This is a genomic window from Pedococcus sp. (assembly GCF_036554925.1).
GTDB lineage: Bacteria > Actinomycetota > Actinomycetes > Actinomycetales > Dermatophilaceae > Pedococcus_A.
Genome location: NZ_DATBMI010000193.1, coordinates 20741 through 32684, shown reverse-complemented (window position 1 = coordinate 32684; position 11944 = coordinate 20741). Strand labels below are relative to the sequence as shown.

At 70.9% G+C, this 11944-nt stretch carries 12 protein-coding genes and 1 tRNA gene; 6 read left to right on the top strand and 7 right to left on the bottom strand.

The features are described from left to right. Window positions 1-60: 60 nt before the first annotated feature. Window positions 61-137 (top strand) — tRNA-Pro (locus VIB11_RS15250). Between the two features lie 27 nt (window positions 138-164). Beyond that, complete coding sequence (locus tag VIB11_RS15245; RefSeq protein WP_332032247.1) at window positions 165-725, top strand: GNAT family N-acetyltransferase; 561 nt, start codon at window positions 165-167, stop codon at window positions 723-725. A 165-nt stretch (window positions 726-890) separates the two neighbouring features. On the opposite strand, the gene VIB11_RS15240 is transcribed toward VIB11_RS15245, so the two are convergent. Next, complete coding sequence (locus tag VIB11_RS15240; protein ID WP_332032246.1) at window positions 891-1331, bottom strand: ATP-binding protein; 441 nt, start codon at window positions 1329-1331, stop codon at window positions 891-893. 422 nt (window positions 1332-1753) lie between these two features. On the opposite strand from VIB11_RS15240, the gene VIB11_RS15235 reads away from it, so the two are divergent. The 4 genes from VIB11_RS15235 to VIB11_RS15220 all read left to right on the top strand — a co-directional run bounded on the left by VIB11_RS15235 (window position 1754) and on the right by VIB11_RS15220 (window position 6107). After that, window positions 1754-2053, top strand: coding sequence for a hypothetical protein (locus tag VIB11_RS15235; RefSeq protein WP_332032244.1), 300 nt, complete (start codon window positions 1754-1756; stop codon window positions 2051-2053). Further along, entirely contained in the window at window positions 2044-3024 is a 981-nt protein-coding gene (locus tag VIB11_RS15230; protein ID WP_332032242.1) for a GAF and ANTAR domain-containing protein, read from the top strand. Before VIB11_RS15235 ends, VIB11_RS15230 begins: the two co-directional genes overlap by 10 nt. A gap of 152 nt (window positions 3025-3176) precedes the next feature. Next, window positions 3177-5456, top strand: coding sequence for a fibronectin type III domain-containing protein (locus tag VIB11_RS15225; protein ID WP_332032240.1), 2280 nt, complete (start codon window positions 3177-3179; stop codon window positions 5454-5456). A 159-nt stretch (window positions 5457-5615) separates the two neighbouring features. Then, window positions 5616-6107, top strand: a complete 492-nt coding sequence (locus VIB11_RS15220; RefSeq protein ID WP_332032238.1) for a CAP domain-containing protein — start codon at window positions 5616-5618, stop codon at window positions 6105-6107. A gap of 33 nt (window positions 6108-6140) precedes the next feature. Here the strand turns inward: VIB11_RS15220 and VIB11_RS15215 are convergent, their stop codons facing one another. The 6 genes from VIB11_RS15215 to VIB11_RS15190 all read right to left on the bottom strand — a co-directional run bounded on the left by VIB11_RS15215 (window position 6141) and on the right by VIB11_RS15190 (window position 11833). Further along, on the bottom strand, window positions 6141-6557 hold the full coding sequence (locus tag VIB11_RS15215) for a hypothetical protein (RefSeq protein WP_332032236.1): 417 nt from the start codon (window positions 6555-6557) through the stop codon (window positions 6141-6143). A gap of 135 nt (window positions 6558-6692) precedes the next feature. Continuing rightward, window positions 6693-7652, bottom strand: a complete 960-nt coding sequence (locus VIB11_RS15210; protein WP_332032234.1) for a DUF389 domain-containing protein — start codon at window positions 7650-7652, stop codon at window positions 6693-6695. A 75-nt stretch (window positions 7653-7727) separates the two neighbouring features. Then, entirely contained in the window at window positions 7728-8927 is a 1200-nt protein-coding gene (locus VIB11_RS15205) for a pyrophosphate--fructose-6-phosphate 1-phosphotransferase (protein WP_332032233.1), read from the bottom strand. Window positions 8928-8987: 60 nt separating this feature from the next. Further along, window positions 8988-9848: a hypothetical protein gene (locus VIB11_RS15200; RefSeq protein ID WP_332032232.1), complete on the bottom strand. Its 861-nt coding sequence runs from the start codon at window positions 9846-9848 to the stop codon at window positions 8988-8990. Further along, complete coding sequence (locus VIB11_RS15195; protein WP_332032230.1) at window positions 9845-10504, bottom strand: M15 family metallopeptidase; 660 nt, start codon at window positions 10502-10504, stop codon at window positions 9845-9847. Before VIB11_RS15195 ends, VIB11_RS15200 begins: the two co-directional genes overlap by 4 nt. A gap of 420 nt (window positions 10505-10924) precedes the next feature. Then, window positions 10925-11833 carry a LytR C-terminal domain-containing protein gene (locus tag VIB11_RS15190; protein WP_332032228.1) on the bottom strand — a complete coding sequence of 303 codons (909 nt, stop codon included), beginning with the start codon at window positions 11831-11833 and terminating at the stop codon, window positions 10925-10927. Window positions 11834-11944: the final 111 nt, after the last annotated feature.

The window sequence follows — 11944 nt, the reverse complement described above, 5'->3', positions numbered from 1 at the left end:
AGCCTGTGGAGGTGGTGGGCTATCCTTCCTTGGCGCTGCCCGACAGGGCGGCGACTGCCACGGGGTGTGGCGCAGCTTGGTAGCGCGCTTCGTTCGGGACGAAGAGGTCGCAGGTTCAAATCCTGTCACCCCGACCACTTGCACAACCGCAGGTCACGGCCACCATGGCCAGGCACCGACGGCCTCACGTCCGGCCTCACCGCCTGAGCCGGGCAGACGCCTGCGACGATGTCCGGGTGAACGGTTCCGTTGGCGTGGTGCACGTGACCGCAGCCCCTGGGGAGTCCGGGGCGACGGAGTCCGCGACGATCTGGGCTCGCGCGAAGGCGCGCCGCGACCTGGAACCAGAGCCGGCAACAGCCGGGGAGACCATGCCTGGAATCCGGCGGCGCCTCAGCATCGACGGAGCAACGCTGCTCCTTGCTCGGCGCGACGGCCGGCCCGTGGGATTCGTCCTGCTCGCCCCCCGCACCCGGACTGTGGAGATCTTCTACCTCGCCGTTGACCCGGACGCGTGGGGCGGCGGAGTGGCGACGCGCCTCCTCCTCAGTGCGGAGGACCACGCGCGACAGATCGGCCGCAGGACGCTGGAGCTGTGGGTCATCGCCGACAACGAGCGCGCCATCCGTGTCTACGAGAGATCAGGGTGGGTCGGTACCGAGGAGGTGCAACGGGATCCCTCCTCGGGGCGACTCGAACGACGGTTCCTCAGACACCTTCGCTAGGTGCGTGCACCAGGCACCCTCCGACGCGTCCTGGTACGGCGTTCCGGCCTGAAGGACGCGCCGCCCCCGCCCCGTGACGCGCGATCCGTCGAATGTGCCCGGTCGTCGGATCCTGGCCGGACAGGGACTTCACGACCCGGGCGGCCGGTGTCCTGGAGGCCGAGCTCAGGCCAGATGCCTCTCCGGCAGGTTGAACTCGGCCCAGACCGTCTTGCCGTCGCGCTCTGCTGTGACACCCCAGGCCGAGCTCAGCACGTCGACAATGTGCAGTCCCCGACCGCGCAGGGTGGTCGACCTGGGGCGCGCGGGCCCTTGCGGGTGGTCGAACGAGAGGTCCCTCACCGACAGGGTCAGCGTTCCGTCGAGACGACCCAGTGAGACCGTGAACGGCGTCGCGGCATGCATGACGGCGTTGGTCGCCAGCTCGCTGACGACGAGCCGGAGGACGTCCACCTCGCGAGGCAGCTCGTGCTCGGTCAAGTGCTGTGTGACGAACTGTCGGGCATCGGCCACGTGTACGGCGTCCGAAGCCCAGCCAGCACGGTGCATCCACGGGTCCGGGATCGTCATCGTTCGACCATGCTCCTGAGTCTCGTCAGCGCTCACCTCGAGGTCGCCGACGGCGAGGTCTGGGGCATGGACGGCCTGTGGACCCCACTCTGCCCCCATGCGGCAGCCCATGCAAACGGCCCGGTGCGCGAATTCGGGAGTACGGTGCACTTCACGGCCCTTCCCGCACTGGCCGTCCTGAGCCGGGGACGGGTCCATGGTGAGCGAATGACGAGAGACGGCGGGCTGGGCCCGGCGCAACACACGTTCGGCGACGTTGGCACTCGCCTCGAGGAGCTTTGCCTCTCATGCATCCGGGACGGCGGCGTGGACCGCGCAGGACTCGCCGTCATGGCCAGCGACGGGACGCCGGAGACGGTCTACGCCACCAATGGGCTCTCCGCACGCGTCGAGGACCTCCAGTTCACCCTCGGCGAGGGCCCGTCGTCCGACGTCGCGCGCTCCGGGGCGCCCTGTTCATGCCTGGTCTCGACGCGGAGGCCCACCAGCTGTGGCCGACCTCCGCCAGGGAGGTCGCCGCGGCCGGCGTGGCCGCACTCTTCGCGTTTCCCATCCGCATCGGCGCCATCTCCTTGGGCACCCTCGAGCTGCACCGTCGGACGCCCGGGCCGCTGAGCACGACGCAGCTGGCACACACCCTCGCGGTCGTGGACACCGCCGCCTGGCTGATCCTGGCCATGACCGCCGGGGACTCGACGGCACCGTGCCCGACGCGACCTATCGCATGCTCGTCCACCAGGCAGCAGGAATGGCCATGATCCAGCTGGACACCACCATCGACGAGGCACTGCTGCGCCTGCGCGCCCTCGCGTACTCCGGGGGAATCCCGATCAACGACCTGGCAGCCGACATCGTCAGCCGCCGACGCCGACATTCCAAGGAGGAAGAAATGACCTCAGTCAGCTCCGGAGCCGGCCAGGCTGATACCCAGCGGTACGTCCTGCTTGCCCAGCGCTTCGTCGCCCTCGCCGACACCCTCGTTGACGACTACGACGTGGTGGACCTGCTCGACCACCTCGTGGGCTCGTGCGTGGACCTCCTCGACGTGAGCCAGGCGGGGCTCATGCTCGCGGATCCCCTGGGCACGCTCAGTCTCGTCGCATCCTCCAGCGAGGCAACCCGCCTCCTCGAGCTGCTGCAGGTGCAGACCGAGCAGGGACCATGCGTCGAGTGCGTCCGAACCGGAAGCCCCGTGTCCGTCACGGACCTGCGAGCCGAGACCCAGCGATGGCCCCAGTTCGCCGCATCCGCCCTCCAGGTTGGCTTCCGCTCCGTCCAGGCCCTCCCGATGCGGCTGCGCGACGAGACCATCGGTGGTCTCAACCTCTTCAACGCCGACGACCGTCCACCGCTGAGCCTTCCCGAGCGGAAGATCGCCCAGGCCATGGCCGACGTCGCGACGATCGGCATCCTTCAGCAGCGATCCGTCGACCGCTCATCGCATGTTGCCGAGCAGCTGCAGGCCGCCTTGACGACCCGCATCGTCCTCGAGCAGGCCAAGGGCGTCCTGGCCGAGCACGGTCAAGTGGACATGGACACCGCGTTCGCGGCACTGCGGGTCTTCTGCCGCACCAACCGCACCACGCTCGGAGCCGTCTCCGCTCGCATCGTCCGGAGAGACCTGTCGCCTGGCGAGGTCCTGAGCACTTCCCTGCGCACGTCCGAACAGGACACCGGGAACGACAACCCACATCGGACCACGCGCGGAACGGACAACGGGCAGAGATGACGCCGCACGGCGCGCGTCACCCGGCGCGCGTCACCCGGCGTGGTTCGAGCGGATGGCGATGGCGGCCAAGGTGCCACCTCGACTGTTGACGAAGTCCTATAGTGCGCGAGGGCCGCGGTCGCTGGGCGGCGCACACCATCCAGGGGGACCACGTGACGTCACGCTCACTCATGCACCGCGCCCTTGCTGCCCTCGCGGCGGGAGCCCTTCTGGTCGCCGGGCTGGCCGCCGCGGCACCGACCGCACAGGCAGCCGACGCCACCGCACCGGTCCTCACGGGGCTCACGGTGACACCGCGCACGGTAGGCCCGGACCAGGTGGTCACCGTCAGCTACGAGACCTCCGAGGAGTCGGGGACGCTGGCCGAGGTCGTCGTCTCGTTCAGGTTCTGGCCATTGACGTACACGGCCAGGTCCGCGCCGGGGTCGGTCCCCACCTCGGGGTCCGTCAGCCTGGTCATTCCCCAGGGCGCCGCCAACGCGGTCTACGCGCTGGTGTCGGTCAAGCTCACGGACCCCAGCGGCAACGCGTCGTACGCCGGGCGAAGCGGCTCGATCACCTACAGCGCCGGCGCGGTCGGGCCGTCAACCCACAGCCTGCCGTTCGCTGACGGTGACGTGACGCTGACCGGCTCCACCCGGGACACCGCCGCTCCGTCGCTCACCGCCCTGTCCCTCGCCGACCCGACGCTGACGGTGGGCGAGTCGGCGGTTCTCCGCTACGCGACGCAGGACGCAAGCCAGCTCCAGGCGGTCGTGGTCAGCTACCGGAACGCGGCGAAGGGCTTCTCGGTCCAGGTCATCGCCGATGCCGCCGGGTTGCCCCAGTCCGGCGACGCGACGCGCGTGATCGCCCCGTCGTTCGCGAACGGCACCTACGACGTGACCGGCGTCCGCGTCACCGACCAGTTCGGCAACGCGGCGTACTACTCGGCCGGCGGGCAGGTCACGGGGAGCACCCCGACCACGTCGCACACGTTCGACTTCGACGCCCTGTCCTTCACCGTGTCCGGGTCCACCGCCGACTTCGACCCGCCCACCCTGACCGGTCTCGGGAAGCCCACGTCACCCGTCCGGTCGGGCGCAGCGGTGTCACTCGCCTACTCGGCCACCGACGCAGCAGGCAGTCTGGGATCAGTCACGGCACAGTTCCAGGACTACGGGGGCAACTCCTTCACCCTCACCCGCGCGGGTGCTCCGCTGAGCGGAACGCTGACCGGCACCGCAGCCCCAGCACCCAACAACGCCAGGGGCGACTACACGCTCTCGTGGGTTGCGGTCGCCGACCCGGCAGGGCGCCGCGCCGTGTACCACCCGGACGGCCGAGTCGTCCGCAGCGATGGCGTGGACGCGCACGCGCTGGACCTCAGCAGCCATGCGGTCAGGATCGCCACCGTCCCCGCAGCTCCTGCGTGGATGTCGGTCGTTCCGGCGCCCGGATCCGCCACGGTGACCTGGGACGCCCCCGACGACGGCGGCACACCCATCACGGGTTACACCGTGACCGTGTCGCCCTCCGGAAAGGTCGTGACGACGAACGGCAGCGCGGGCAGGACCTCTGTCTCCGGGCTGGCCAACGGCACCACCTACACCTTCACAGTCCGTGCCCGAAACGCCCTCGGAACCGGTCCGGGCCGCAGCCTCAAGGGCCTCCCGCGCCGGTTCGGCACGCGGATCCTCTCCCCGGGCGACTTCGATTTGGACGGTCGCAACGACATCCTGGCCGTCAACGGCTCGGGCAGGATGATCTTCTACCGCGGCAACGGGCGCGGCGGCTTCGCCGCGGCGGGGAAGGACATCGGCGGCGGCTGGCAGATGAACCGCCTCGTCTTCACCCGCCAGGGGCCGCGTGAGGGCGGGCTCATGCCGGACGCCTGGGCGGTCCGGTTCGACGGAAGTCTCATGGCGTACGGGTCGGAGGGTGGGTCGGGCCGCTTCCAGTACGCGGACCTGCGCGGCACGGGCTGGGATAGGTTCGACAAGGTCATCACGTCGGGCGACTTCACCGGGGACGGCTACCCCGACGTCATGGGCATCACCGACTCGGGCGATCTCTACTTCTACCGCCACAAGTGGCAGACCGGCTCGTTCTACGCGGGTGTCCGGATCGGTCGAGGCTGGAACGCCTTCACCCAGGTCTTCACCATGGGCGACCAGACCGGCGACGGGCGCAACGACCTTGTCGCCGTCATGAAGGACGGCACCCTGTGGCTCTACGCCGGCAACGGCCAGGGCGGCTTCGCGGCAGCGGGCCGGCGCATCGGCAGCGGTTGGGGCGCTGTCCGGGCCGCGTTCTCGACCGATTTCGACGGCGGCGGACCCGACCTGCTCACGGTCGACGCCAAGGGCGACCTGCGGCTCTACCGCGGGAACAACCGCGCTGGTCTCAGCTACCGCGGAGTCATCGGGAGGGGCTGGCAGACCTTCCTCTGATCCAGCCGCCGTTCGGCCTCCGGCGCGCCAGGGCCGGCCGTCGCGAGCGCGCCAACGGGACTCATCCCCACGGCGGCATCGAGACCCAACCGGATCCAACCGAAACGTCTCGGACACAGCCCTCCCGTGCCACCCTGAAGCTGGGGAGGGAGGATTCCGATGCGTACCACCACCACCTCCACTGCACTCGTCGCAGCCGCCATCCTGACGACCGCCAACACGTGTGGGCCCGGGACGGCCAGCGTGCCCGCCCAGGACCTGCTGGCCCAGATCAACGCCAAGCGCGCTGCTGTCGGGTGTCAGGCCGTCAGCGGCAACGACCAGCTCCGTGCGGCGGCCGAGCGACACGCCGTCGACATGCGCGACAACCCGGCCGTCCGGACCGATCCGAACCACAAGGGCTCGGATGGCAGCACGCCGCAGCAGCGCATCGCCGAAGCGGGCTACGCACCGGCGTCGCGGACCGGGGAGATCATGTACTTCGCCCTGGGGCCGCCCGGCAACTCGGTCCAGGCCAACGTCGACTGGTGGATGAACAGCCCGCCCCACCGTGCCCTGATCGAGGACTGCAGCTTCACCCACGCCGGGGTCGGCCTGCTCTACCCCGGTGGCACCCAGTGGTTCTCCGTCATCGATTTCGGCGCCCACTGACCGTCGCGCCAGGGACGCCGGTGGCCGGGTGACTCAGGTGTTGGGCCAGATGCTGGTCCACCGGCCGATGATCGCCTTGCGGGTGCGCGGCGTCAGCGAGAGGGAGGCGATCTCGTTGAGCGACCACCAGAGCGGGCCGCCAGTCACCGGCTCGCGCCACATCCGTTCGGCACGGCACTCGTAGACGAGGTCGAAGCGCTGCACGCCACCGACGAACTCGCTCTCGACGTCCACGACCTGCAGCTTGCGCGGCACAGCACCGGCTCGCCGCACCAGCAGCTGGGCCAGGCGGTTCGGGCTCTGGCCTGTGGCCAGCACCCCTGCCGGAAGGGACCACCCGCTTCCCGGCCCGGAGGAGCCCTGGTCGAGGAGCACGCGCAGGTCGGGGTCGATGCCCAGCACGTGAACGGCCACAGCCGTCTCGGCCTCCAGCGTCGCCACCGGGCTCATCTGTGCTCTCCCGCTCGTCGGTCAACCTGCACCCCCCGACGCGCGACGCGGCGTCAGCCTCGTCGCGACCCAGACAGGGTAAGGCACGCCATCGGGTGTCCTGGCCGCGCATCCCCTGGGCGACGTGCGACGCGGCTACTCGCGAGGCCGCCGGACCTCGAGACGGCTGCGTGGCACCGCGACCCGGGACCACACGGACTGCTGCAGCGCCAACGTCAGCCATCCCGCGACCGCCATCCCCGCCAGGTTCACGGCCAGCTGCAGCGAGCTCCCCCAGATCTCATGGCCCGCACCGAAGGCCAGCCCGAGCGCGACGTTGCCCGCGGCCGGCACCGTGGTGACGGAGATGAACACCCCGGACAGACCGCCGACTCGCGCCGACGTGAGCGAGAGGACGCCGGCAGCGGCGGCGATCACCGCGACGATGAAGGACCACCTGTCCGGTGTGTAGATGAACGCCGTGTCCGGGCGGGGACCCACCACGTCCTCCAGGGTGACCCAGCCCAGCGCCCGGCCGATGAGGGCCAGGACGGTGGTCACGGCGATCGAGGTGAGGAAGCCGAGGGTGAGGGTCCGGCCCGCGAGCGCCAGCAGGGAGTAGCGTCGCCGCACGAGCGCGATGCCCAGCGCTGCGATGGCGCCGAACTCCGGACCGAGGACCATGGCGCCGATGACGAGGATCTGCGAGTCCAGCACGATGGCGATGGCGGCGATCAGGGTCGCCAGGCTCATGAACGACATGTAGGTCCAGTTGAGCTCGGACTCCTCGTACGCCCGCTGGGTGACGTCCGCCCAGACGACGGAGTCGGCGCTGCTCCCGGGGGCCAGCCGCTCTGCGTCGTACGCCTGCTGCGAGAGCCACGTCCGCACCGGCTCGATGTGGATGGTCCCCTCGGTGTGCACCCCCATCTCGCGCAGCCCGTCGATCACGGCGTTGGCCGCCTCCCGGGCCACGTCGGCCGAGACGACGTCGCCCTCCGGGCGCAGCGAGGCGCCGCGCGCGACCGACAGGCTGCTGACCGCCGGGTTCCCCGACATCAGGTCGAGCACCTCGTCCGTGAGGGCCGTGGGTGAGGAGATCCGCAAGCGCAGCATGGCCGACAGTGTGCCGGACCGCGGTGGTGCACGACGGCGCAGAGGTCGACGCCGTCTCCTCGCGCCTGCGCTCGGCTACAGCTGCCCGAGCTCCTTCAGGAGGTCGACGAACCACGGGGTCGAGGTGTCGAAGGTCTTGCCGCCCTTGATCCTGTCGAACTCGATCGCACGCAGCTCGTCCTCGCGCTCCTCGTCCTCCCCCACCACGCCGCTCTCACCCCGCAGCGCGGCGTCGACGGCGTAGTCGGTGCACCTCCTGATGAGAGCGAGGTCCTGGTCGTTCGGGGCAGCGGACCGGGAGAAGTAGCCGCTCTTCTGCACCAGCACCTTGTCGGCGCCGAGCAGCTCCGCGAACTGCTTGGCGAACCACGCGCCGGGGTTGATCTTGTCGATCTGGACGTGGCCGAACGGGTCGCGGGTGACCTCCTCGCCCGCTGCCTCCATCGCCGCGACGACCTCCTGGACTCCGGCGCCCTCGGACAGGAAAAGGTTGACCCCGTCGAACTCGTCCATCGCCGAGCGCAGCCGCTCCGCCTCGGTGGCGATGTCGAACGGCCGCTCGGGGACGTAGACCGCGTGGACGTCCCAGCGGCGGGCGTCGTTCTCCAGCCAGTCGGCGAACTCCTGCCCGCGCACCCACTCGTGGTAGGCCTTCGCGGTGGCGGCCGCGAGCCAGCCGCAGTTGCGCCCCATCACCTCGTGGACCACGAGCATCCGCGGGTTGGACGAGTGCTCGGCGACGATGTTGCGTGCGTACAGAGCCCCCTGCTCGGCCGCCGTCCAGGCACCGAGGGACTGCCGGATGGGCACGATGTCGTTGTCGATCGTCTTGGGCAGGCCGACCACGGTCAGCTCGTAGCCGTGCTCGTGCAGGTATGCCGCGAGGTCGGCCGCGGTGCCGTTGGTGTCGTCCCCGCCGATGGTGTGCAGGACGTCGACTCCGTCACGCTCGAGCTGCTCCGCGGCGACGTGGAGTGGGTCCTGCCCCTCCTGCACCAGCCCGCGCCGCACGCAGTCCTTGACGTTGGTCAGCTTCACCCGGCTGTTGCCGATGGGGCTGCCGCCGAACCGGTGCAGCAGGTGCGCACGCGACCGCACCGCGTCGGTGACCTCCACCGAGTCCCCGGTGAGCAGCCCGGCATACCCGCTCTTGTAGGCGATCAGGCGCACGTCGGGCGCCACCTCGGTGTAGCGCTCGATGAGGCCGCCGACGGCCGAGGAGAGGCAGGGGGCGAGCCCGCCCGCCGTGAGCATGGCGACAGTCCGCACAGTCATGGGGCTACTCTGCCGCCTCCGTCCGGCTCCGGCCAGAGGTGTCCAGCCCCGCGCAGCGGCTCAGCGGATCGCGATGACGGCGCCGGCCCGCTCCCAGCGCAGGACCGCGAGCAACGGCCCGGTCGGCAGGGAGACACAGCCCGCGGTGCCGGCGCCCTTGTCGACGTGGAGGAAGATTGCCGACCCCTTGCCCGGCGTTCGCGCCTCGTTGTAGCCGATGACCTGCGCGTAGTTGTAGGCGGGCTGGTTGAGCAGCTTCTCGGCGCTGGACCAGCGACCGTTGGCCGGCGTGCGCTGGTGCGTGTTGTAGAGCGAGGAAGCCGGGTCGTCGACCCAGACGTCCTGGGCGTCCACCTGACGCCACGAACCCACCCGCAGTCCGGGGTTCGGGTAGGCGCCGAAGCCCTCGCGCAAGGGGAACACCCCCGCGGGGGTGCGCAGGTCGCCCTCCCGCTTGCTGGCGCTCACACCGTTGCGCCCGACGTGACCGTAGTAGGGGCCGAGCTCGGTCGTGTAGCCGCTGCCGCTGCGACGGCAGGCCCGGACCGTTGCACCGGCCCCGGAGGAGTCGACCAGGACGACCTGCGGCGCCGTGACGCCCGACGGCACCCGGCACCGGGCCGCGGGGGCAGACTGGGCAGGGGCGGGCGCTCGGGTGGTCCTCCGCGTGCCGGGCGCGGTGGGCGACGCCCGGGAGGGCTTGGGCGGCGGGGTCGACCGCACGGTCGTGGTCGACGGCCGCGCCGTCGTCGTCCTGGTCGCGCTGGGGGTCGTCACCGTGGCCGAGGCACTCGTCGGGCTGGTCGCCGGCACGGTGCGAGCCGACCCGCTCGGTTCGCCGCCTCCGCACCCGGCCAGCGCCACGACGGAACCGATCCCGGCCACGGCAGCCACCCGCACGGCATACCCGCGGCTGCTCATGAGGCGTCGAAGTGCTGGTAGTCGGGGTTGGCCCACAGCCCGCCCCATCGCATGCCCTGGCTGGTGAAGGCCCGCACGGCGGCGCTCGAGCTCGAGCTGAAGACCCCGGGCGCCGGGCCGCGGCGGCGCGCCCAGTGGTTGTCGGGGTAGACGGACCCGTCGGCGGCGAGGTAGGGGTTCTCGAACGGGTTCACGTCGATGGCCATGCCGTAGGCGTGCCGCGAGTAGACCTTCTTCTCCTCCTCGCCGCCGACGTAGCGGCAGTTGAAGGCGGAGGTGTTGTCGGCGTCCATGGAGGCGTAGTCGTCGGCTCCCGGGCCCTTGGGATTGCGCCCCCACGAGGAGTCCATCGGACGCATCTGCCGGATCCGGAACCGCAGGTCGTACAGCCGGGTGAAGGCGGCTGCGGCCGACCCGGCGACGGACCGGTTGACCACCAGCGCCCCGCGGGACCGCTTGCCGTCGAAGCCCCAGAAGTTCACGGTCACGTACCGCAGCCCGGAGCGGCCCACCGGGCAGCCCTCGGTCCACGAGTACCCGACCATCCGGCTCCACACCGGGTCCGGGATCGTCGTGATGGCCGCATTGGCGCCCCGCCCCACCGCGGTCTGGTTCTGCGGGAAGCGCACCGTCGGCTCGGCCCCCGCCCGGGGCACCGGTCCCAGGGATGCGGGCTCGGCCGGGCGTGGCGGCCTCGTCGAGGTCGTGGCTCGCGGGGTCGTCGGCTTCGTGGTGGCCCTGGTCGTCGAGGTCGCTGCCGGCGGCATGCTGGTCGCCGCGGTGGACGTCGTGGACGGTGCCGAGGTCGTGGACGCGGTGGACGGCCCGGCGCTCCGGGGGCTCGCCGCCCCCGGCCCCTGGCTGCACCCGGCGGTGAGCGAGGCTGCCAGCACGAGGCCGCCCACAGCGACGGAAGCACGCGGCCGGCCAGTCATGGGTCCCCATCGTGCCCGCGGTCGCCGCCAGCACCAAATGCTGGGGGTATGCCGTGTGCCCGGCCGCGCGCCGGCCAACGGCTCGGGCACGCGAGAGTGCCCGGGTGTCCGCGCTCCTCCGCGCTCCTCCGCGCCTGCGGCCTACTCGCAGGGGCGGGCGACCGTGGGCTTTTCCTGCTTGGGGCGGGGGGCCGGGGCGGGCACCTCGGCCTGGGGCACGAGCGCGGTGTAGGCATTGCCGATCACCACGTCGACGCTGGTCCCGGCGCGCTGGTCCTTGCGCAGCGTCGCGCCGGGCAGGTGCTGCGCGACGATCTTCGCGGCGAGGTCACCCTCCTCGCCGTAGCGGATGAGCGCGGTGCCCATCTGCAGGGTCTTCAGGGGGTCGTTGCTGACGTCCTTGATCTTGAAGCCGCGGGCCTTGAGCTCCTTGGCCACGGTGCTCGCGAGGCCGGTCCGGAACGTCGTGTTGTAGACGTTCATCGTGATCTCGGAGGGCAGCGGGTCGAAGCGCGGGGGCAGCGGCACCATGGCGGTGTAGCCCAGGCCGACGACGACGTCCACGCTCTTGCCCGAGCGACCCTCGTCCTCGAACAGCTCGGCGCCCGGGATCTGCTGCTGCACCAGCAGGGCGCGGTCGAGGCTGGCGGGACCGTGGTGGATGACGGCGGGCTGGGTGACGTACCACGTCTCCGGGGCGTTCGAGATGCCGCCGATGCTGAACTTGCGCTGCGAGAGGCCCTTGGCCACGGCCGCGGCCATGCCCTCCTTGCCGGTGGCGTTGAGGACGTTCACGACGAAGGAGTTCCGCGCGGGAGCGGGGACGACCTCGGGCTGGCAGGCCGGCTTCGGCGGGGCGGGGGTCAGCCAGCCCTGCGAGTACGCGGTCGAGATCGTGGCGGTGCCGAGCATGATCCCGGGAAGGGTGACGAACACGAGGATCTTGCGCATCCGGTTCTTGCGCAGGCGATCCTGCACGGGCTGGGCTGCCGGGACGTCGCCGTGGTCCAGCTCGACGTCGACGCTGTCGGACCGGTCCTGCTCGGTCATCGGTTACCCCCTGCTGCGCGTTGTGGTGATGTCTCATTGTCAACTCTGGTCACACGAGTCACATTCGACACACCGCCGTCGTGACCATGTCGTCATGAAGCTGTGGCTCTG